The sequence below is a fragment of the Idiomarina tyrosinivorans genome (genome assembly GCF_003987475.1).
GTDB lineage: Bacteria > Pseudomonadota > Gammaproteobacteria > Enterobacterales > Alteromonadaceae > Idiomarina > Idiomarina tyrosinivorans.
The window spans coordinates 165,548-186,344 of the sequence record NZ_PIQH01000006.1 but is presented as its reverse complement, the minus strand read 5'-3'; the positions used below and the strand labels follow the sequence as shown (position 1 = coordinate 186,344).

Sequence of the window (20,797 nt, the reverse complement as noted above, 5' to 3'; positions counted from 1 at the left end):
TGAATCGCGTAGCGCGCGGCTGAGAGACATAAAAAAACTCCAGTGACAGTTACTATCACTGGAGTTTGACAGCTCCACTTGATCGGTCAATGGATCGCTAAATTATTTCTTAACTGATCAGCATTGCGCCTAACCGCGGGCTTTTTTGTGCGTGCTGTCTTGGGATTGGTTGTTCTCTACCACGGCGATGAGCTTGGGTGGGTCGGCATCGTGAGGGGCTGGAGGGCGCTTGGTGTGTAGGCGCTCAGAGAGTCATTGCACGGCACCCCGCCGGTTCACGAAGCTGGGGAAAAAGCCGCTCAAGCTCATCCATGAGGCGCTTAGTCTCCGGCCGTCCATGGCCGGAGATACTTTTCCCCAGCTTCGCGCCCCAACGTTGTGCATTAAATGTAGGAGAGGTCGCGCCCACGCCCCGAGCCTTCCCCCCAAACCTGACGATGCCGCGAGCCCAAGCTAACAGCCGCGGTAAAGAATTGGCTCATAAGGCAATCCTAATTGCCTGCTAGCTCGGTGTTTTTGCGATGCGGCGAGTGGCTTCGGCACCGCGGGCGACGATGCGGACTTGGGCAATGGTGTCTTCGGTAATACGGTGGCGTTCTTCGGCATTAACGTCAAAGCAGTCGGCGCCAGCGCTAAACACGATGCGTACGATGGCGCTTGACTGTAAGTCTGCTAATTCTCTGGTGAAGCCTTGTTCGGCGACGAGGTAGTCGACCAGTTCGGTGTGGAAATGTTGGAGCTCTCGGGCAACGGCTAAACGGAAATCGCGAGATCGGCCTGAACGTTCTTGCAGTAGCAGTCGGAAGATTGCGGTATTGTCGGCGACAAACTGCATAAAGGTCTCGATGGACACGCGTACGATTGAACCGCCATCGGCAATACGCTGGCGCGCTTGGCGGAGCAATTGGCGGAGGGCCAAGCCGCATTCATCCACTAGGGTTAAACCTAAGGCATCCATATTATCGAAGTGGCGATAAAATGAGGTCGGTGCAATACCGGCTTCACGAGCAACTTCGCGCAAACTCAAACTTGAAAAGCCCGTTTCTGCGCTGAGCTGATTCATCGCGGCATTAATTAATGCTCGCCGCGTTTTTTCTTTTTGTCGGGCTCGCGCTCCAGCCATATCGTGCTCCACCAGTGGGGGAAATGGGTACTATTCTATCACAGCTTTTTCTGCAACTTTTACTTGAGATCTCTGCCTAAAACACGTACATTCTCTGTGAATTTCAGCGAACATGTGTTCGCTCAAAAGTAAAGAAAGGTTTTTTTCATGTCGAATCAGTCAGCTAAACCACCCGTCATTTGGCTAAATGTGTTGGTCTTTGCCATCACCTTTGGCGTCGCCGCGATTGGCGTGCCGTTATATGCCATGGCTTATGATATTCCGTCAGCAATGTGGTGGTGGATGCTTGCCAGTATCGGTTTTGCCGGTTTTTCTATTACCGCTGGTTATCACCGTTTGTGGGCGCACAAGGCCTACAAGTCTCACGCGATAATGCGTTTTTTCTATGCAATAGGTGGCGCGTTAGCGCTGCAAAATAGCGCCTTACATTGGTCGTCAGATCACCGAGAACACCACAAAAACGTGGACCACGTCGACGATGACCCGTATTCGGCGAAACGTGGATTTTGGTATTCTCATATCGGTTGGATGTTGCGCGAACATCACGCGAGCAGCTACAACGATTATTCAAACGTTAAAGATTTACAAAAAGACCGTATTGTTATGTGGCAGCACAAATACTATCTGCCGCTAACGCTGCTGATGACGATTGGTTGGCCGATTGTGCTCGGCGTTATCTATGGTGACATTTGGGCCGCATTGTTAGTGGTTGGATTCTTGCGTTTAGTGATTAATCACCACACCACATTCTTTATTAATTCTTTGGCGCACATGTGGGGCCGTCAGCCATACACCGACAAGAACTCTGCGCGTGATAATGACATTTTGGCGTTGTTTACCTTTGGTGAGGGTTACCACAACTATCATCATATTTTCTCTGCCGATTACCGTAATGGTATTCGCTGGTGGCAGTTTGATCCAACCAAGTGGATTATTCGCTGTTTATCGTGGTTTGGCCTAGCCTCGGATTTGCGTCGTTGTTCGGGTTATCAGATTGAGCGTGCAAAGTTAGAGATGCACCTTAAGCGCTACAAAGAAAAGCATTCTGATACCGCCGCCGCTGATTGGATGGAGCGTATTCATGACGAATACGATGCGTTAATGCAACAGCTTAAAGCCTACTATCAAGCACGCAAGGCGTTATTAGATAGCAAAGCCAAAGCGCTTAAAGAACAGGTTTCTAGCTCTCAGTTGCACCATCAATTTTTAGAGGTGAAACAACGTTTTGAAGATCAAAAACGAGAATTCAAGGGGTTGTTACGGCGGCAACAGCCTGCCATGTAGGGCAAAAGCGGTTGATTCTTGTACTGTTGTGGTTAATAATTAGCCATAACAGTACATCAATCGTGAGGAGTGACTGATGGAAATTTCAGGTGCACTGCAAAGTGCTTACAATGGTCTTCAACAGGCCAACGATCAGGTATCTCAAGCCTCTGCTGAAATTGCTTCGGCGGCGGGTCGTAACGATACTAACCAACAGCAGGCAGCTCGCAGTTCTGGAACAGAAGCTGCGACCAGCGCAGCGACTGAAACGAGCCAAAGCGTCAGTGCTAATCGCGGCGTCACTGAATCCTTAACTGAGCTTAGCGAGGGCGAGAATAACGCCCAAGCAAACGCAAAAGTTCTGCAGACCGCTGACGATGTGCTAGGTACACTGATCGATACTAAGGCCTAACATAGGGCTTTCCCGAAAATGAATATCTCGGCGGTTCCTTCGGTTCCTTCTTACGCCATGTCAATGTCTGACATGGCGCAGACCGATAATGTCGCACGCCCCGCTATCCAGCCAACCGAAGCGTCTGCCAGTAAGCAATCGAGCCAAGACGCTACCTCCGATCAGCGAAAGAATGATGTTGCTGCGGAAAAGCAGCGAAACAGCAAAGCGCTCAGCGAACAACAACTGAAAGAAGTCGAAAAGCTAGAAAAGCGTGATGCTCAAGTGCAACGCCATGAACTAGCACATGCTTCTGTCGGCGGCCAACACGCTGGAAGTCCAAGCTATACCTACGAAAAAGGTCCCGACGGACAACGCTATCGTGTTGGCGGCGAGGTCATGATCGACGTGGCCCCCATTCCGAATGATCCGCAAGCAACGATTCAAAAGATGCAAGTGGTGCGAAGAGCAGCGCTTGCCCCAGCGGAACCTTCTGGCGCGGATCGGGCAATTGCCGCGGAAGCAACATTAAAGACTGCGGAAGCGCGCGCGGAATTACAGCAGCAACAGCGAAATCCAGATGCTGAGGAGACCAATACTCAGCAACCAACTATCCAATCTAAGTCGTTAGAGTCTGAGGGCGGTGGTGATAGTAAAGAGGCCAGCTCAGATTCGCGTAAACAACAAGTAGCGAATCGCTATGCCGCAGCTCAGGATACGGCAGAGACGTCTTTTCGCGCCTCTGCCTGAGTGTGCAATTATTTTTCTTTTTTGGCTTTTGCAAAAGCCTCGGCAAAGGCATTGCCCATAGCGCCTGACGACGGCTTTTTATCTGCCTTTGGCGCGCCTGATGAACGTTTGCTTGGCTTTGACTGGTTAGCATTATTTGCGGTTTTCGCCTGACTGGCGTTACTTTCTGCTGTGTCATCCATACGCATCGACAAACCAATACGCTTGCGTGGCTTATCCACTTCTATCACTTTCACTTTGACGATATCACCGGCCTTTACGACTTCTCGGGGATCGCTAATAAACTGGTGCGACATAGCAGAAATATGTACTAGACCATCTTGGTGAACACCAATATCCACGAATGCCCCAAAATGAGTGACATTGGTAACGACGCCTTCAAGTTGCATATTTTCTTTTAGGTCGTCCATGGTATTCACCCCATCTTTGAAGTTCGCGGTGCGGAATTCGGGACGTGGATCACGGCCCGGCTTGTCCAGCTCCTTCAAGATGTCGGTAATGGTTGGTAAGCCAACATTAGCGTCGACGAAATCTTGCGCATTGATCTTTTGCAACTGTTGGTGAGCACCGATTAGCTCTGCGGCATCACAGCCCAAGCTTGCCGCCATGCGTTGCACCACAGGATAGGATTCGGGATGCACGGCAGAGGCATCTAACGGATTTTTACCGTCGCGAATGCGTAAAAAGCCCGCCGCTTGTTCGAACGCTTTGGGACCCATTCGGCTGACGTTAAGTAGGGCTTTCCGCTCAGCGAACGCTCCGCTCTCATCGCGATAGGCAACAATGTTCTTCGCCAACACTTTTGACAGACCTGATACACGCGAGAGCAGTGCCGCTGAAGCCGTATTTAAATCTACGCCGACAGCGTTTACGCAATCTTCAACGGTGGCATCCAACCGCTGTGCCAACTGCGCTTGGCTGACATCGTGCTGATACTGGCCGACACCGATAGATTTGGGTTCAATTTTTACTAGCTCTGCCAGTGGGTCTTGTAACCGGCGGGCTATAGATACCGCGCCACGCAGCGATACATCCATGTCTGGAAATTCTTGCGCTGCTGTTTCAGAGGCCGAATAGACCGAGGCGCCGGCTTCGTTGACGATGACTTTTTCGATAACCGTTAAACCTGCTTCGCTCAGCATTTCTCCCGCAAGTTGGTCGGTTTCCCGTGAGTAGGTGCCATTACCGATTGCGATCAGCTCAACGTCGTGCTGTTTGCAGAGTGCCGCTAAGGTACGCTTAGCTTTATCCCTTTGATTCTGTGGTTGGAACGGAAATACCGTGTTAGTCGCGAGCACTTTACCGGTTTGATCAACGACCGCCACTTTAACCCCCGTGCGCACTCCCGGATCTAACCCCATGGTTGTTTTGGCACCGGCGGGCGCGGCCATCAACAAGTCTTTTAGGTTCATTGCGAACACATCAATGGCGGCTTCCTCAGCCATCTCGCGGATACGGTTCAGTAATTCGGTTTCCATATGCAGTGCAAGCTTAACTCGCCAGCTCCATTGCACAACTTGTTGGCGCCAGTCATCGGCAGGGCGCTGTTGGTGCTCAAAGCCGACGTGAGCGGCAATTAAGCGCTCACAATGAGAACTGCGAACGTCTTGCGCTTGCTCAGGATCAGCGTTCAAGGTCAGCGCTAATACGCCTTCATTACGTCCGCGAAAAAGCGCCAAGGCGCGGTGGGAGGGAATTTTTTTCAGTGCTTCAGAGAAGTTGAAGTAATCGCGGAATTTCGCGCCTTCTTTCTCTTTTCCGCTGATGACTTGACTGCTGACGTGAGCATTTTGCCACAGATCTTCCCGCAATTTTTTAAGTAAGGCGGCATCCTCGGCAAAGCGTTCCATTAAAATCGCTCGCGCACCATCCAATACTGCTTTGTTATCGGCAAAGCCTTTGTCGGCATCAATATATTCCGCTGCGAGCGCTTCCGGGTCATGGTCTGGCTGCTGCCAAAGTGTATCTGCGAGCGGTTCTAGGCCTGCTTCAATCGCAATTTGCCCTTTGGTGCGACGCTTTGGCTTGTAGGGTAGGTACAGATCTTCCAGTTCGGTTTTGGTGCTCACCTGTTCGATTTGTTGGCGCAGTTCGTCGCTGAGTTTACCTTGCTCATCAATGCTTTTTAGAATCACCGCTCGGCGGTCTTCGAGCTCACGTAAATAACCTAATCGCTGATCCAGCTCGCGCAGTTGAGAATCATCTAAACCCCCCGTCACCTCTTTTCGGTAGCGCGCAATAAAAGGGACTGTCGAGCCCTCGTCCAACAGCTTGACAGTAGCTTCAACTTGCTGGCGTTGAACACCGAGTTCATTCGCTAACTTAGCAACAATCACACTCATAACTTCTCTCTATCAGTGACGGGCAAACGATCAAACGGCAAGTATAACAGGAGTGATGGCTAGACGGCAGTCATAGAAACTCGCTAGGCTAGTAAATGCCGTGAAAATATTGCACTGAGAAAGCATTGATGAAAACACCGTTAGTGACCCGCGAGGGGTATCAAAAGCTGCAACAAGAGCATGATGAACTGTGGTTTAACGAGCGCCCCGAAGTAACAAAGATCGTCAGTTGGGCTGCGAGTTTGGGTGACCGTTCGGAAAATGCGGATTACATCTTCAATAAAAAGCGTTTGCGCCAGATCGACCGGCGCGTACGATTTCTTCGCAAGCGTTTAGCGCAATTGAAAATTGTTGACTACGCCCCGCAGCAAGAGGGAAAAGTGTATTTTGGTGCCTGGGTCGTAATAGAAAATGCCGCTCAACAGAGCAAGCGTTTTCGCATTGTTGGGCCGGACGAGATTTATCATCGTAAAGACTACATTTCAATCGACTCGCCGATGGCTCGAGCCCTCGTTGGCAAGCAGCTTGACGATGATATCGAAGTGCAGACCCCGCAGGGGATTCAGCATTGGTGGGTCAGCGCTATTAGCTATCGAACTGAACAAAAATAAATCAGTTGCTGCATATAGCAACAGCGGTATACTGGTTTAACACACACTGGTAAAGGGGTTTCCTTTGCGTCGTTGGTCGTTAGGGATATTGATAACTTTGCTGATGGTGCTTCCCGGCACTCATGCCCAAAGTGTGTCTCAGCCTTTAACCTTGCGGTTAGGGGTTTACCATAACCCACCGAAAATCTTCCTTGGCAGTGACGGCCGGCCTTCGGGGTTAATTGGCGACTTACTGAATAAGGTGGCTGAAGCCGAAGGCTGGCAAATAAAGCCGGTGCGGTGCCAGTGGCAAAGCTGTTTGACCCTGCTCAAAAATGGCAACATCGATCTCATGCCGGATGTCGCGATGACACCTGAGCGCCGCGCCGAATTTTTCTTTCCGGTAGAACCCATACTATTGAGTTGGTCACAGATATACGTGTCTGCAAACAGTAAGCTATCCAGCCTGCTAGACCTAAAAAATAAGCGCATAGCAGTGCTAGAAGAGTCGGTGCAGCAGCAATATTTAACGCGGCTAAATCATGCTTTTCAATTGCACTATCAATTTATTCGGGTTAGCGACTTTGAACTAGCATTGCAGGCGGTGCAGCGAGGCGAGGCGGACGCTGCCGCAACGAGTCAGTTTTACGGTCGCTATCAAGCCGCTGATTACGACTTAGTAGCGGCGCCTATTATGTTCCAACCGACGGAATTATATGTGGCGGCTAATTTGCAACCTAGTGCCAGTATCAAACAAGCATTACAGCGCTTAGATAGCTACTTAACGCGGTGGAAAGCGGAACAGCACTCGCCGTATTATTCGGTCCTCAAAAAGTGGAGTGGCAGTGGCGAGGATGGTTATAGCATTCCACAGTTCGTTTGGTGGATTGGTTTACTGTTGCTGGGTGCATTGCTATTGACGTTTTTCTTCATCTTTACCTTGCGCCGCTTAGTGAAGGACAAAACCTATCGCCTAGAGCAAAGTGAAAATCGTCTGAATACCATTTTAAATAGTGTCGATGCCTTCATCTTTATTAAAGACTTGGATCTCAAATACCAATATATCAATCAAAAGTTTTGTGAGTTAACCGGACTTTCTGAACGTGACATTATCGGCAAGACCGATCATCAATTCTTTGATGCGGAGACTGCCAAGCGCCTAGCCATTAACGACCGCCGTGTGTTAGAGAAAGGCGAACGTATCGTCGATGAAGAGGTCAATACGCTGACCAAATCATCGGCGCCACATACCTTCTTATCGGTGAAGCTACCACTGCGCGACGGCAGTGGCCAAATTTACGCGTTGTGTGGCATATCCACCGACATCACTGAATATCGAAATATCCAAAGCCAGCTGCAACATCTCGCGTTTTTTGACGTGCTTTCTGGGTTGCCTAACCGTCGTTTTATTATCGACAAGTTACAAAATCTCATGGCGCAGAAGCAAAGTCCGCTTGTGCAGGGAGCTTTGGCGATCATCGATATCGATGAATTTAAGTCGCTGAATGATACCTTAGGGCATGAGCTCGGTGACGAACTGCTAAAGCAGGTTGCCAATCGACTTGAGCACTTGCAGTCGAGCAAGGATACCGTTGGCCGCTTAGGCGCCGATGAGTTTGTTGCGATCTTATCGCAGTTAGATCAAGACCCGAAAGCTGCCGCGATGCATGCTCAACAGCGGACGAGACAGATTGCGAAACGCCTCAGCCAACCGTATTTTGTCGGCTCCCATGAGGTGTTCGTAACGGTAAGCATCGGTCTAGCGATGTTCTCCGATGTTGGTAACGATGTCGAAGAGCTTTTAAAGGGTGCAGACATCGCCATGCATACCGCAAAACGTTTGGGGCGGAATAACATCCAGTTGTTTAACACCGATATGCAAGCCATTGTCGATGAACGCCTAAACATCGAAAGTCGGCTGCGCGAGGCGGTGGCGAAAGACCAGTTTTATTTAGTAGTACAGCCCCAATTTAACCAACTCAAGCAAATGGTGGCAATGGAAGCACTGCTGCGTTGGCATCACCCAGAGCTTGGCGAAATTTCTCCCGGCCAGTTTATTCCAATCGCTGAGCAAAGTGGCTTGATGCTAGCTATTGGTAAACGGGTGATCGAACAAAGTTGTGAAATCCTTCGGCGTTGGCAGAGTTCGGAACATTGGCGGCACATTAAGCTAGCCATCAACATCAGCCCTGCGCAGTTTAATCACGAGGACTTTGTGCCGCATTTGGAGAATACGTTGCAGCGTTTCCAAGTGAACCCTGAGCGACTCGAGTTAGAAATTACCGAAACCTTATTAATTCAAGACTTTGATGCGATTATCGACAAGCTAAACGTGTTACGAGAGTGGGGAATCAGCGTTTCTCTTGATGATTTTGGAACAGGCTACGCATCGCTGAGCTATTTAAAACGTCTGCCGCTTGCGAAACTAAAAATTGATCAGTCGTTTGTGCGAGATATGCTGAATAACAGCAATGACGAAGTCATCGTTCGTTCGATTATCGGGCTGGGAAATAACTTAGGCCTAACGGTTGTCGCAGAGGGGGTCGAAACCTCGGAACAGCTGCAGCGTTTGCAACAAATTCAATGCTTTTATTTCCAAGGCTTTTATCTTGGCAAACCTCAACGCCCCGAACAGTGGGAGTTGGAGCTGTCGAGTAACAGCGAAAATCTTGCGACGGGGTCGTCACTTCCAGGCAGTTGAATGGTCTCTTGATAGCGAAACTGTAGTCGCTGCAAGAGCATAATAGACGCTTGATTGTCTGCCTGACTGATAGCGTCGATCTGGCTAAGTGCGAAGCGCCAACGGGCATAATCGATTAGCCCTGCAGTCGCTGCCAACGCATAACCTTGGCCCTGATGTTCCGGCAGCATCGCATAACCGACGTCAATGTGCTCGAGGTAGTCACGCTTTAGCAGACTGACTACTCCGACCGGGGTAGCAGTTGTTTGTGCCTCCACGGCATAAAGACCAAGCCCAGTTTCTTGGTAGCTTTTCAACGGACCCTGCTGGATGTATCGTTTGGCCTGGGCGACTGTTCGAATCTCGCGATCACCAATGTAGCGTATAAAACCTTGACTATTAAATAGCGCCAATAGCCATTCTGCGTCGTTTAACGACAGTTGCCTCACAGTCACCCGTTGCGTTTCGAAGAGCGTCATAGGAATCCATATTTGCACTTACATATTTGGTAACGCTTTGCCGCTTGCGTCACAGCTAGAGTCTTCGTATCGTAACCAATAGACTGATAAATGGGTACAAAAGATGACGCAGGAAACCACTAAAATTCTGGTTGTCGATGATGATGTTCGGCTCCGCGGCTTGCTTGAACGTTATTTAACCGAGCAAGGATTTCAGGTGCGTACGGCACAAAACGCTGAACAAATGGATCGGCTCTTGACGCGGGAAAATTTTCACCTGATGGTGCTAGATTTAATGCTCCCAGGAGAAGATGGACTTTCGATTTGTCGGCGCTTGCGCCATCAAGACAATCACTTACCCATTGTTATGCTGACCGCCAAAGGTGATGAAGTCGACCGGATAATCGGTTTGGAGTTGGGCGCCGATGACTACTTAGCCAAGCCATTCAATCCGCGAGAACTGTTGGCGCGGGTGCGAGCGGTGTTGCGTCGTCGCAATCAAGAGCCACCCGGTGCGCCGAGCCAAGAAGAAGAAGAGGTGACCTTTGGGACTTATCGGCTGAATCTCGGAACGCGGGAAATGTTCGATGGCTCGACGGCGATGCCATTAACAAGCGGAGAATTTGCGGTTTTAAAAGCCTTGGTGACTCATCCTCGGCAGCCACTTTCTCGCGATAAGCTGATGAATTTAGCGCGTGGGCGAGACTATAGTGCGCTAGAGCGAAGCATTGATGTGCAGGTATCTCGGTTGCGTCGAATGTTAGAGCAAGACCCAGCGAAACCGCGTTATATCCAAACCGTTTGGGGCTTAGGGTATGTGTTTGTGCCGGATGGTAAACTGAAAAACTGATGCGCTTACTCCCCAAATCGGCGTTTGCTAGAACAGTTGGCTTGATCGCCATGCTGTTGCTGATCAACCAACTCGTGTCTTATGTGATGGTTAGCGTCTATGTAGTCAAACCCTCGATTGAGCAAATTAACCAGTTAGTCGCAAAGCAAGTAAAAACGCTTTTTATTACCGAAAAATCCAGCCGCGGCGATGCCGAGCAATTAGCCGTAGCATACTCTCAAGCGACTGGGGTTCGGGTATTTTCCAATCAGGCGGCGGTGGATAATGGCCTGCGCCAAGCCAGCACCTACGGCTTCTTATCACAACAAATGAGCGATAGCCTTGGTGGACCAGCGGAAGTGCGGATCTCGCAAGGCGATGACATTTATGTCTGGGTAAAAGCCCCGCAAGCAACGGAGTTCTGGATTCGAATACCGTTAACAGGGTTACACGAAAATGACTTCTCGCCGCTTATTTTTTATCTCATTCTTATCGGTATTCTATCGGTTATCGGTGGGGTGTTGTTTGCCAACTGGTTGAATCGCCCATTAAAGGCACTAGAAGTTGCCGCTAAGCAGGTTGGACGCGGTGAGTTCCCAGAAAAGTTAGCGGAGCAGGGGTCTACCGAAATCATTGCGGTGACTCGCGCATTCAATCAAATGTCGCGAGGAATAAAGGCGCTTGAGGACGATCGAGCGCTGCTAATGGCAGGGGTTTCGCACGACCTTCGAACACCGTTAACGCGCATTCGTTTAGCAACGGAGATGCTGCCTAAATCCGAGGATTACTTGGCGGAGGGTATTATTCAAGATATCGAAGATATGAACGATATCATTGATCAATTCATCGATTACGTGCGCTTAGATCAACAAGAAAATACGGTTAAGGCGTCGCTCAATGACATTATCGAGACGGTTGCGGGCAATGCCCCTGAGCATGGTGAAAAGCAACTGCATTTAGCCCTTACAGAGGTTCCAAAGGTGGCGTTGCGGCCACTATCAATAAGGCGTGTGGTCACTAATTTGGTCGAAAACGCCGCGCGCTATGGGAATCAAAACATCTGGCTGAGCAGTGGCTATGATAAGCGCCGTCAGATTATCTGGTTCACTGTCGAAGATGATGGACCGGGAATTCCAGAAGACCAGCAAGAAACACTGTTTCAACCCTTTACTCAGGGTGATAAAGCGCGAGGCGGAGAGGGTTCAGGGCTAGGGCTAGCCATTATTAAACGGATTGTGGACCGCCATTTGGGCAGCGTGAAGCTTCATAATAGACAACAAGGCGGGCTTTGCGCCCGCGTTGAGTTGCCTACTACATTGCCTGTTACTTCACCAAACGGTTAATGCCGTTTAACGCGGCAACGCGGTAGGCTTCCGCCATGGTGGGGTAGTTGAAGGTGGTATTCACAAAGTAATCTACAGTATTGCCACCATTCTTCTGTTCCATAATTGCCTGACCGATGTGAATAATCTCCGCGGCACGCTCACCAAAGCAGTGCAGGCCTAATAATTCACGCGTCTCGCGGTGGAACAGTAATTTCAAACAACCCACTTCAGTGCCGGCAATCTGCGCTCGTGCTAGATGCTTAAATTGCGCCCGTCCGACTTCGTAAGGGATCTTCTGCTCGGTTAATTCTTCTTCAGTTTTGCCCACGGAACTGATTTCTGGAATGGTATAAATTCCCGTTGGAATATCGCTAATTAATGCCTTGTCGCAGTCGCCGCTGAGCATCGCGGTGGCACAAATTCGACCTTGGTCATAAGCGGCACTGGCTAAGCTTGGGTAACCGATGATATCGCCAACCGCATAGATATTATCGACTGAGGTGCGGTAGTTGTGGTCGACTTCGAGCTGACCGCGGTGGTTAGGCTCTAGCCCGACCGCCGCCAAATTCAGTTGTTCGACATTACCCGAACGACCGTTTGCATAAAGCATACAGTCGGCAGACATCTGTTTCCCTGAACGGGTTTTAAGCACTACTTTCTTATTGTGCCCTTCAATACTTTCAAACTCTTCATTGTGCCGAATAACAACGCCATTATTCCGCAGGTGATAACTCAATGCGTCAGATATTTCAGCGTCGAGAAATGATAGTAAGCGCTCACGTTGGTTAATCAGATCAACCTTGACGTTTAAGCCACGGAAAATACTGGCATATTCACTGCCGACCACACCGGCACCATAAATGATGATGCTTTTTGGTTCATGAGCGAGTGACAACACCGTATCTGAGTCGTAAATTCGTGGGTGTGAAAAATCTACCCCGGGTGGATGATAAGGCCGTGAGCCTGTGGCAATAACCACTTGGTCGGTAGTGATGTATTCTAATGAACCATCGTGCTTGGTGATTTTAAGGCGGTGGTTATCGACAAACGATGCGGTGCCATGGATAACCGTAACGCTATTACGATCATAGAAAGAGCGACGCAGTTTAACTTGCTTGCGAATCACATCTTCGGTGTAGTGCAGGATCTGGGAAAAGGTCAGCCCAGATTGCCAGCCGGAGCCAGAGAATAATGGGTTGCTGTTGTACTCAATGAGACGACTAACGGAGTGGCGTAACGCTTTTGAAGGGATGGTTCCCCAGTGCGTACAACCGCCACCGATGGCGCTGTGTTTTTCGACGACTGCAACACGCTTATGACTTTTCGCCAATTGCATGGCTGCGCCCTCGCCACCGGGCCCAGTGCCAATGACGACTGCATCAAAGTGCACGTCTTCAACAGGCTTTTTGGGTGCGCTAGATTGCTTTTTCTTTCCCGATTGTGTCGCCAAGCCGATTACCTCTCAGTGCGTTTTTCAGACCCTATTTTGTACAATTATTCTAACACTAATAAGTCATATCGCTAAATTCGACGTAGGCGATTAGACGAATAGTCGTTATAGTAATAATGAATGTCTCGACAAAACTGAAGTGACGGTGTCGCGCATGAGCAAACGCTCCATTCCAAAAATCATACATCGAGAAGTGGTTGCGAAAAGCCGCTTGCTCCGTATTGAGTCGCTCGATTTGCAGTTCAGCAACGGGGTTGAGCGCAAATATGAACGGATGCAAGGCTCGGGTCGTGGCGCGGTGATGATAGTGCCCTTTATTGATGCTGACACCTTGGTGTTGGTGCGCGAATATGCCGCAGGTCTGCACAGCTATCAACTGGGCTTTCCGAAAGGACTTATTGACCCGGGAGAATCGCCAGAGCAAGCGGCCAACCGTGAATTGCGTGAAGAGATAGGTTACGGCGCAAAGCGCTTGCATACCCTATACGACGTTACCTCCGCACCGCAGTTTTTCAATGCCTCTATGCGCCTTTACGTGGGTACCGATTTATACCCTGAAAAACTCCCTGGTGACGAACCGGAACCGCTGGAGTTAGTGCATTGGCCTGTTGACGATGTTGAAGGCTTACTGGCGCAACCTGATTTCAATGAGGCGCGCAGTGTTGCCGCGCTGTTACTGATGTTGCGACAACGGGAGTTATTTCATCCATGAGTCGAACGGAAAACTACCTCAAAGCCGCCCAAGATATTGCTAAAGAGGCGGGAGCCTTGGTTCATCAGTTGTATGATAGCCAAGCCTTTTCCACGCATGAAAAAGCCGATGAGTCACCAGTAACGAGTGCTGACCTGGCAGCCAATGATTTAATTGTCGGACGCTTAACAACGCGTTTTCCAGAAATTCCAATTTTGTCTGAAGAAAGCGGCCATCGCAGTTTTGATGAACGACAAAACTGGAAGCGCTATTGGCTGATCGATCCGATAGACGGAACCCAAGAGTTTATTGCGCGCTCCGGCGATTTCGCCGTCAACATTGCCATGGTAGTCGATAACCAACCGCAAATCGGAGTTATTTATTGGCCGGCCGGCGATGTGTTGTATTACGCCGTCCGTGGCGAAGGGGCGTTTAAGGAAAGTATCGCTGGGCGTGAAAAGTTGCAGGTACGGCAGTTACAAGATCCAGTCAATGACCCGCTCATTATTGCCATCAGTCGGCGTCAACCACGCGAGCGCGTATTGCAAAGAATGTACGAAACGCGTGAGCTGCAACCGTATCCAGCCGGTTCCTGTAGCTTGAAGGCGTGCTTCATTGCTGAAGGTAAGGCTGATTGTTTCTTGCGGGTAGGGCCGACCGGCGAATGGGATACTGCGGCTGCGGAAGTGATCGTTGGTGAAGCGGGAGGTAGCATCGTTAACGAACATTTCGACGCCATTACCTACAACCAAACGAAGAGCCTACTCAACCCAAATTTCATGGTGCTAGGTGACCCGAGAGTGCCCTGGAAAGACGTGTTTATTCAGCGTCCGGCTCAGTTCCGGTAACCTGCTCTGGGGCAACGACATCAACGCTTTCGGTCAGTTCTGAGTAGACCAAAACGGCTTTGCCCGCTTTCAGATTTTGTTTCAGTTGCTCAACTTTGGTGGCAAAGCTAAGTTCTTCATCACCGTAATCTGTACCTTCTCGTAAAACCACTGCCTCTAAGACATTATGAAGTGTTTCAGGATCAAGCTGTTGCCAAGGTATTTTCATCGCTGACCTCATTTTCTTTAGCGCGGAAGTACTGTGCTATAGCACTAGGTAACCAACTATGCAGTTTACCATCAAGCCGCTCTATAAATCCCATGTGGCCACCATGTTTGGCCATTTCATAGGTAGTCGTTGGCGAGAGCTCGTTTACTTTGGGTACTACGTTGGGGCCTAAAAAGGGATCGTCGGCGGCATGCAAGATGCGGGTTGCAACGTTAATCTGGCCAAGAACGGGCCTGCCACTGGCGCGTCGATAATAATCAGCCACGGAACGGAAGCCGTGCAACGGTGCGGTCACTTTATCATCAAACTGAAAAAAGCTACGCATCGATTTTACCGATACCGATGCCAACGGATGGTCGGCGGGGATAATGCCTTGCGCCACTTTTTGTTCAAATTTCTGTTTCAAAGGTTCCAGCAGATAGCGTCGGTAAATGCGGGAGAAGCCGCGATCGATTCGTTCCGAACAGCTCCAAAGGTCCAATGGCGCGCAAGCGACAAAAGCTGCGGCGATAGGTAATTTGGGTTGCTCAGCGAGTAACTTAACCAACATATTGCCGCCCAAACTAAAGCCAGCTAGATATATCGGTTGGGTGGGAAAGCGTTTAGCTAAATACGTGAGTACCTCCAGCGCGTCGCCGGTGTCTCCAGAGTGGTAGGCGCGCGGCAGCCGATTAAGCGGCTGCCTACCGCATCCTCGAAAATGCATGACCAAGGCATTGAAGCCTTGTTGTTGGCATTGTTGCAGCGTTTGCCAAATGTACGGTGAAGCGGCTCCCCCTTCCAAGCCGTGAAACAACACCACCAACGGACCGGTTTGTTGCTCGGGCTTTTGCGCTTGCCAATAAAGCTCAACAAAGTCGCCGTCGGTTAGGGTTACGTTCTGCCAGTGACCCTCTAACGGCGGGGTACGAAACAGCACCCGCGGCAGTAAGGTTTGGATATGGCTGTAGCTAAAGCCTTTTGCGGCTTGAAATTCACTGGCGATAATAGGCATCGAAGGTGTTACTGTTGGCTCTCAAACTCGGCTTGCATTTCCTGCAAGCGTTCTTCCGCAGCCAACCATTGCTCCTCTGCTTCGGCTAAGGCTTGTTGGAGGCTACGCTGTTGTTCCAATGTACGTTGTAAGCGCGGCTTTTGATCGCTGTGGTAAATACTTTGGTCGGCAAGCTCGGTTTCAACTGTTTGCAATGCCTCGGCTAATCGCGCCATTTGCTGCTCCTGTTCAGTCGCTTGCCTGCGCAACGGCTGGGTCTTTTTGCGAAACTCTGCTTCTAGGCGCTTTTGTGCCTTGCGGTCCGTTTTCGGCGAGGCTTCCGTAGGGGCTTCTGAGGGCGTACTGATCGGTTGCTGCAACCATTGCTGGTAGGCGTCTAAGTCGCCGTCAAAGTATTCAACCGTGCCATCAGCGACTCGATAAAATTCATCAACACAGGTACGCAACAGGTGGCGGTCGTGCGATACCAGAATGAGTGCACCTTCGTACGACTGCAATGCGTGAATGAGTGCTTCCCGCATGGATAAATCGAGGTGGTTAGTCGGTTCGTCGAGGAGCAATAAATTGGGCTTTTGGTACACCACTAACGCCAACGCTAAACGAGCCTTTTCGCCACCCGAAAAGTGGGCGATTGAACCTGTCGCCATCTCACCGGAAAAACCAAACTGGCCCAAGTAGTCCCGTCCCGCTTGTTCTGACAGTTGTGAGTCTAAGCGACGAACGTGTTGTAGCGGCGATGCCTGCATATCTAAAATTTCTAACTGGTGTTGGGAAAAATAGCCAAGCTTTAACCCTTTTGAGGGAACGCACTCGCCCGCTTGTGGGGCTAGCTGCTGCGCTAGAAGCTTTATCAGGGTTGATTTACCCGCGCCATTTTTCCCCAACAACCCCATCCGTGTGCCAGGCACAAGGTTGAGTTTGATTTGGTGCAAGATGGTGGTATCGCCATAACCCACTTTTACATCGCGCAACTGCATCAATGGGTTGGGTAACTGATCGGCCGCGCGGAATTGAAATTGCAGACCGGACTCCGCGGCTATGGGCGCTTGAACGTTTAATCGTTCAATCGCTTTTAATCGGCTTTGTGCTTGCCGCGCTTTACTCGCCTTATAGCGGAAGCGGTCGACATAGCTCTGCAGATGTTGGCGCATAGCTTGGGCTTTTTGGTAAGCACTTTGTTGTTGCGCCAGTTGTTCAGCATACTGCGCTTCAAATGCGGAGTAACCGCCGCTATAGCTGGTCAGTTGATGGTGGCTGAGGTGTAATATTTGACCGACGACATTATCGAGAAAATCGCGGTCGTGAGAAATTACCATTACCGTGCCGGCGAAACTTTTCAACCAGCTTTCCAACCAATAAATCGCATCCACATCCAAGTGGTTGGTAGGTTCGTCAAGCAGTAATAAATCGGCGCGACTGATCAGTGCCTGAGCAAGATTTAAGCGCATACGCCAGCCGCCAGAAAAGGCGCTGACGGGAGTCGATAATTGTTCGCTAGTGAAGCCCAACCCCGCCATTAAACTGGCGGCACGCGCTTGAATTTGGTAGCCACCAATAGCATCCATCTCACCATGTAATTCGCCGACTTTGGCGCCGTCGTTCTCTGCTTCGGCAATGGCTAACTGGCGCTGAATATCGCGGAACGGCGCGTCGCCATCGATCACATATTCAATGGCGGCCTGGTCAAGCGCTGGCGTTTCTTGTGCTACAGAGGCTAAGCGCCAATCTGCTGGGAACTGCAACGTGCCTTGGTCACTGCTAATTTCACCCTTGAGGAGTGCGAATAACGATGACTTACCGGTTCCATTACGCCCCACAATACCCACTTTGTGGCCGGGGAATACAGCAAACTGGCAATCTTCAAGAAGCGTTTTTCCGCCTCGCTGGAGGCTTAGAGCACTGGCATTAATCATAGAGCGGCTAACATTTCATCCTTTTCGGAACTGCGGTAAAATTACCCTTATCATTTGCCTATAGAGTACCACAGGACCCATATGGCACGACAAAAGAAACGCTTTATCGCGGGTGCCACTTGCCCAAAATGTGAGGCGGTGGATACCTTGATGTTGTTTGTCGAAAATGACGTCGAGCAAGTGGAGTGCGTGAATTGCAAACACCGAATAAGCGAGCCTAAAGCGCAAGGTGGAACCAGTGAACGCCAATTTGACCAAGTGATTGGCGTATTTAAGCCCGAGTAACTAGGCGTCTCGAGGTAAACCTTTTTCCACCGCACGGACCAAGCGTTTCAGCTGCTGGGTGGTTTTTGCTACCCCCCGCTGTTGTCGCTCAAGTGCCCAGTCGATGTGCTCCTGCACCATTTCAGATACCTGCCCACTGCGCTGCGCTAAAGCGTTAATAACGCTAACATCAGGGTCGGCATTACCGAGAGCGACAGCGATATTTCGTAACCAGCAGTCAAAGCCAATACGACGAATCGGAGAGCCTTGCAACTGGCTGTTGAATTGCTCTTCAGTCCATTGCCATAGAGAAATAAGTTCTGGAGCCAGAAGATCTTTTCGTGGGGAAAAATCATTTTCATCGGTCAGTTGGGCATAACGGTTCCACGGACAAATCAATTGGCAATCATCGCAGCCATAGATGCGATTACCCATTAGCGGGCGGAACTCCTCGGGTATTGAGCCGCGCAGTTCAATGGTTAAATAAGAAATACAGCGCCGTGCATCGATCACATATGGCTCAACGATGGCCTGAGTTGGGCAGATAGTCATGCAGGCGGTACAGCTACCGCAACCTTCTTCTACCGGTTGATCAACGGGTAAAGGTAGATTGATCAGTAACTCACCGAGGAAAAACCAAGAACCGCTGTCGCGGTCGAGAATTAAACTGTGTTTGCCGGTCCAACCCAATCCAGCTTTTTCTGCCAAAGGTCGCTCTAGAATCGGTGCGGTATCGACAAAAGGCCGAAAATCGGTGTCGTCGAAGGCGGCTTTGATTTTGTCACCAAGCTGCTTAAGGCGCTTACGCAGGACTTTGTGATAATCACGCCCCAAAGCGTAGCGTGAAATGTAACCCAGACGGGGATTCTTCAAGGTTTTCGCGAACCCGGCTTCGGCCGGCAGGTAATTCATCCGCACGGAGATTGCGCGAACGCTACCCGGATGGAGCTCCGCAGGGCGGGCGCGCAACATGCCGTGCCGCGCCATATATTCCATTTCACCGTGGTAGCCTTTATCCAACCAGTCTTGCAGCGCTTGCTCGTGGGCACTGAGATCTACGTCAGTGATCCCAACTTTCTGAAACCCCAATTCTTTCCCCCAGCGTTTGATATCCGCGGCTAATTGCTGATAATCGTAGGTATTGTTAGACATGATAAAGGCGCTTTATGGTGACTCACATTGATAGCTTAACACAGAGTTTGTACACCCCAGAACAAGTACAAAGTGGTGAGAAACAAGCCGCCGACGCCTCTGGCGTGAGCATGCAAGAATTGATGGCACGAGCTGGGCGCGCGGTATTCGCGCGTTTGCGCATGCAGCTCAGCGCACCGGCAAAAGTCGCAGTATGCTGTGGTGCAGGCAACAACGGCGGGGACGGCTTTATTGTTGCACGCCTAGCACAGCAAGCGGGCTATCAAGTGCAGGTATTTGCGCTAAACCCTGCTGCTGACGATCTCACCGCCGGCCCCGCGACCAATGCTCGTATGGCATGGCGTGATAACGCTGGGGAGGAGCGTGCGCTGTCTGAATTGCAAGCAGATGACTATGACCTCATTATCGATGCGGTGATGGGGATTGGCCTAAACCGGCCACTCGAGGGGCAATTACTGCAATGGGTTAATGCGGTGAATGACAGCCATACCCCGGTTATTGCTGTTGATGTACCCACCGGGTTGAATGCAGATAGCGGTACCGAGATGGGCGCAGCGATTAACGCCTTACATACGGTGACCTTTATTGTCCACAAGCGCGGGCTATTAACCGCTAAGGCCGCTGACCATATAGGCCATTTGCATTTAGAGCCACTGCAGGTGGCAGAAGCCTTCGTGGCTAAACAACAGGCGTTGTGGTTTCGTGAAGTTAGCGCCAGCTTACCCGAGCTACCACGGCGTTTGCCAACCGCACACAAAGGGACATTTGGCCATGTATTAATCGTTGGTGGCAATAATGGTATGCCGGGCGCCGCGGTATTGGCGATGATGGCAGCACTTCGCTGCGGAGCGGGAAAAGTATCAGTCGCCTGCCATCCAAAGGTTATGCCGGTCGTCGCTAGCTATCAACCTGAAGCAATGGTCACCGGGGTAGAGAATGAAGAGCAACTTACGCCATTATTAGAAAAAGCGTCAGTAGTCATTGTCGGTCCAGGATTAGGGCAAGATAGTTGGGCTCAAGCACTGTGGCAATGTGCGTTAGCTTACGATATCGACAAAGTGGTCGATGCTGATGCATTGAATCTGCTCACCCAAAACCGGGACACCAAACTGCAGCGCAGCGTAATGACGCCGCATCCCGGAGAAGCTGCGCGCCTGTTACAGCAAACCACCGCCGAGGTGCAGGATAACCGTTTCGCAGCCGTTAAAGCGTTGCAACAAGGTTTTGGCGGCACGGTACTGCTGAAGGGGGCTGGCACGCTGATCGACGATGGCCAGCGAGGTTGGCTGATTGACCGCGGTTCGGCAGCGATGGCATCTGCTGGAATGGGTGATGTTCTTAGCGGTGTTATCGGCGCACTATTAGCGCAGGGAATGGCAGCGACGGACGCGACCCGGTTAGCGGCCTATTGCCACGCCGTTGCCGGAGAGCAGGCGGCAAAATCGGGAACTTGTGGTACACTCGCGAGCGATTTAATACCCTTTATTCGCGATCGATTAAACCGTGCAATGAACCGAGACCATTAA

At 50.5% G+C, this 20,797-nt stretch carries 19 protein-coding genes; 11 read left to right on the top strand and 8 right to left on the bottom strand.

Features of this window, described 5'->3' with window-relative positions; translation table 11 throughout:
• Positions 1 to 502 precede the first annotated feature (502 nt).
• A complete protein-coding gene (fabR, locus tag CWI84_RS07875; protein ID WP_126842040.1) occupies positions 503 to 1,123 on the bottom strand; it encodes an HTH-type transcriptional repressor FabR in 621 nt (206 codons plus the stop codon).
• Positions 1,124 to 1,270: 147 nt separating this feature from the next.
• Here fabR and CWI84_RS07870 point away from each other — a divergent pair, with 147 nt between their 5' ends.
• The 3 genes from CWI84_RS07870 (at position 1,271) to CWI84_RS07860 (ending at position 3,527) form a co-directional block, all read left to right on the top strand.
• Complete coding sequence (locus tag CWI84_RS07870) at positions 1,271 to 2,407, top strand: fatty acid desaturase (RefSeq protein WP_126842039.1); 1,137 nt, start codon at positions 1,271 to 1,273, stop codon at positions 2,405 to 2,407.
• Positions 2,408 to 2,483: 76 nt separating this feature from the next.
• On the top strand, positions 2,484 to 2,798 hold the full coding sequence (locus CWI84_RS07865; protein WP_126842038.1) for a hypothetical protein: 315 nt from the start codon (positions 2,484 to 2,486) through the stop codon (positions 2,796 to 2,798).
• 18 nt (positions 2,799 to 2,816) lie between these two features.
• Complete coding sequence (locus CWI84_RS07860; RefSeq protein WP_126842037.1) at positions 2,817 to 3,527, top strand: putative metalloprotease CJM1_0395 family protein; 711 nt, start codon at positions 2,817 to 2,819, stop codon at positions 3,525 to 3,527.
• An 8-nt stretch (positions 3,528 to 3,535) separates the two neighbouring features.
• Here CWI84_RS07860 and CWI84_RS07855 read toward each other — a convergent pair whose 3' ends face one another.
• Positions 3,536 to 5,863 (bottom strand): Tex family protein, encoded by a 2,328-nt coding sequence (locus CWI84_RS07855; RefSeq protein WP_275540940.1) that lies wholly within the window; start codon positions 5,861 to 5,863, stop codon positions 3,536 to 3,538.
• Between the two features lie 134 nt (positions 5,864 to 5,997).
• Here CWI84_RS07855 and greB point away from each other — a divergent pair, with 134 nt between their 5' ends.
• Together greB and CWI84_RS07845 are read left to right on the top strand one after the other, a co-directional pair.
• Positions 5,998 to 6,480: a transcription elongation factor GreB gene (greB, locus tag CWI84_RS07850; RefSeq protein WP_126842035.1), complete on the top strand. Its 483-nt coding sequence runs from the start codon at positions 5,998 to 6,000 to the stop codon at positions 6,478 to 6,480.
• Positions 6,481 to 6,544: 64 nt separating this feature from the next.
• The gene (locus CWI84_RS07845) at positions 6,545 to 9,160 is read left to right on the top strand and encodes an EAL domain-containing protein (RefSeq protein WP_126842034.1); all 2,616 of its coding nucleotides are present in this window, start codon (positions 6,545 to 6,547) and stop codon (positions 9,158 to 9,160) included.
• Here the strand turns inward: CWI84_RS07845 and CWI84_RS07840 are convergent.
• Positions 9,079 to 9,618: a GNAT family N-acetyltransferase gene (locus CWI84_RS07840; RefSeq protein ID WP_126842033.1), complete on the bottom strand. Its 540-nt coding sequence runs from the start codon at positions 9,616 to 9,618 to the stop codon at positions 9,079 to 9,081. The two genes, CWI84_RS07845 and CWI84_RS07840, sit on opposite strands and share 82 nt — an antisense overlap.
• Before the next feature lie 103 nt (positions 9,619 to 9,721).
• On the opposite strand from CWI84_RS07840, the gene ompR reads away from it, so the two are divergent.
• Together ompR and envZ are read left to right on the top strand one after the other, a co-directional pair.
• Positions 9,722 to 10,447, top strand: coding sequence for an osmolarity response regulator transcription factor OmpR (gene ompR / locus CWI84_RS07835; RefSeq protein ID WP_126842032.1), 726 nt, complete (start codon positions 9,722 to 9,724; stop codon positions 10,445 to 10,447).
• Positions 10,447 to 11,769 (top strand): two-component system sensor histidine kinase EnvZ, encoded by a 1,323-nt coding sequence (gene envZ / locus CWI84_RS07830; RefSeq protein ID WP_126842031.1) that lies wholly within the window; start codon positions 10,447 to 10,449, stop codon positions 11,767 to 11,769. Before ompR ends, envZ begins: the two co-directional genes overlap by 1 nt.
• Here the strand turns inward: envZ and sthA are convergent.
• The gene (sthA, locus tag CWI84_RS07825; protein WP_420843713.1) at positions 11,750 to 13,201 is read right to left on the bottom strand and encodes a Si-specific NAD(P)(+) transhydrogenase; all 1,452 of its coding nucleotides are present in this window, start codon (positions 13,199 to 13,201) and stop codon (positions 11,750 to 11,752) included. The two genes, envZ and sthA, sit on opposite strands and share 20 nt — an antisense overlap.
• 154 nt (positions 13,202 to 13,355) lie before the next feature.
• Between sthA and nudE the strand changes: the two genes are divergently transcribed.
• Together nudE and cysQ are read left to right on the top strand one after the other, a co-directional pair.
• The gene (gene nudE / locus CWI84_RS07820) at positions 13,356 to 13,913 is read left to right on the top strand and encodes an ADP compounds hydrolase NudE (RefSeq protein ID WP_198674496.1); all 558 of its coding nucleotides are present in this window, start codon (positions 13,356 to 13,358) and stop codon (positions 13,911 to 13,913) included.
• Positions 13,910 to 14,740 (top strand): 3'(2'),5'-bisphosphate nucleotidase CysQ, encoded by an 831-nt coding sequence (gene cysQ / locus CWI84_RS07815; RefSeq protein ID WP_126842029.1) that lies wholly within the window; start codon positions 13,910 to 13,912, stop codon positions 14,738 to 14,740. The genes nudE and cysQ overlap by 4 nt, the downstream gene beginning before the upstream one ends.
• Here cysQ and CWI84_RS07810 read toward each other — a convergent pair.
• Genes CWI84_RS07810 through CWI84_RS07800 form a run of 3 tightly spaced genes read right to left on the bottom strand, consistent with a single transcriptional unit; the run spans position 14,712 to position 17,855 of the window.
• Entirely contained in the window at positions 14,712 to 14,948 is a 237-nt protein-coding gene (locus tag CWI84_RS07810) for a YheU family protein (protein WP_126842028.1), read from the bottom strand. The two genes, cysQ and CWI84_RS07810, sit on opposite strands and share 29 nt — an antisense overlap.
• Positions 14,923 to 15,942, bottom strand: coding sequence for a hydrolase (locus CWI84_RS07805; RefSeq protein ID WP_126842027.1), 1,020 nt, complete (start codon positions 15,940 to 15,942; stop codon positions 14,923 to 14,925). The genes CWI84_RS07810 and CWI84_RS07805 overlap by 26 nt, the downstream gene beginning before the upstream one ends.
• An 8-nt stretch (positions 15,943 to 15,950) precedes the next feature.
• Positions 15,951 to 17,855, bottom strand: a complete 1,905-nt coding sequence (locus CWI84_RS07800; RefSeq protein WP_126842026.1) for an ATP-binding cassette domain-containing protein — start codon at positions 17,853 to 17,855, stop codon at positions 15,951 to 15,953.
• 81 nt (positions 17,856 to 17,936) lie between these two features.
• Between CWI84_RS07800 and CWI84_RS07795 the strand changes: the two genes are divergently transcribed.
• Positions 17,937 to 18,140, top strand: coding sequence for a YheV family putative zinc ribbon protein (locus tag CWI84_RS07795; RefSeq protein ID WP_126842025.1), 204 nt, complete (start codon positions 17,937 to 17,939; stop codon positions 18,138 to 18,140).
• On the opposite strand, the gene queG is transcribed toward CWI84_RS07795, so the two are convergent.
• Positions 18,141 to 19,271, bottom strand: coding sequence for a tRNA epoxyqueuosine(34) reductase QueG (queG, locus tag CWI84_RS07790; RefSeq protein ID WP_126842024.1), 1,131 nt, complete (start codon positions 19,269 to 19,271; stop codon positions 18,141 to 18,143).
• Positions 19,272 to 19,285: 14 nt separating this feature from the next.
• Here queG and CWI84_RS07785 point away from each other — a divergent pair, with 14 nt between their 5' ends.
• A complete protein-coding gene (locus CWI84_RS07785; RefSeq protein ID WP_126842023.1) occupies positions 19,286 to 20,797 on the top strand; it encodes an NAD(P)H-hydrate dehydratase in 1,512 nt (503 codons plus the stop codon).

Coding starts and splice junctions, on each gene's coding strand:
- CWI84_RS07840 (WP_126842033.1), bottom strand. CDS start 9,618: ATGACGCTCTTCGAAACGCAACGGGTGACTGTGAGGCAACTGTCGTTA.
- CWI84_RS07860 (WP_126842037.1), top strand. CDS start 2,817: ATGAATATCTCGGCGGTTCCTTCGGTTCCTTCTTACGCCATGTCAATG.
- CWI84_RS07870 (WP_126842039.1), top strand. CDS start 1,271: ATGTCGAATCAGTCAGCTAAACCACCCGTCATTTGGCTAAATGTGTTG.
- CWI84_RS07785 (WP_126842023.1), top strand. CDS start 19,286: ATGGTGACTCACATTGATAGCTTAACACAGAGTTTGTACACCCCAGAA.
- fabR (WP_126842040.1), bottom strand. CDS start 1,123: ATGGCTGGAGCGCGAGCCCGACAAAAAGAAAAAACGCGGCGAGCATTA.
- cysQ (WP_126842029.1), top strand. CDS start 13,910: ATGAGTCGAACGGAAAACTACCTCAAAGCCGCCCAAGATATTGCTAAA.
- queG (WP_126842024.1), bottom strand. CDS start 19,271: ATGTCTAACAATACCTACGATTATCAGCAATTAGCCGCGGATATCAAA.
- greB (WP_126842035.1), top strand. CDS start 5,998: ATGAAAACACCGTTAGTGACCCGCGAGGGGTATCAAAAGCTGCAACAA.
- nudE (WP_198674496.1), top strand. CDS start 13,356: ATGAGCAAACGCTCCATTCCAAAAATCATACATCGAGAAGTGGTTGCG.
- envZ (WP_126842031.1), top strand. CDS start 10,447: ATGCGCTTACTCCCCAAATCGGCGTTTGCTAGAACAGTTGGCTTGATC.
- CWI84_RS07805 (WP_126842027.1), bottom strand. CDS start 15,942: ATGCCTATTATCGCCAGTGAATTTCAAGCCGCAAAAGGCTTTAGCTAC.
- CWI84_RS07810 (WP_126842028.1), bottom strand. CDS start 14,948: ATGAAAATACCTTGGCAACAGCTTGATCCTGAAACACTTCATAATGTC.
- ompR (WP_126842032.1), top strand. CDS start 9,722: ATGACGCAGGAAACCACTAAAATTCTGGTTGTCGATGATGATGTTCGG.
- CWI84_RS07800 (WP_126842026.1), bottom strand. CDS start 17,855: ATGATTAATGCCAGTGCTCTAAGCCTCCAGCGAGGCGGAAAAACGCTT.
- CWI84_RS07795 (WP_126842025.1), top strand. CDS start 17,937: ATGGCACGACAAAAGAAACGCTTTATCGCGGGTGCCACTTGCCCAAAA.
- CWI84_RS07865 (WP_126842038.1), top strand. CDS start 2,484: ATGGAAATTTCAGGTGCACTGCAAAGTGCTTACAATGGTCTTCAACAG.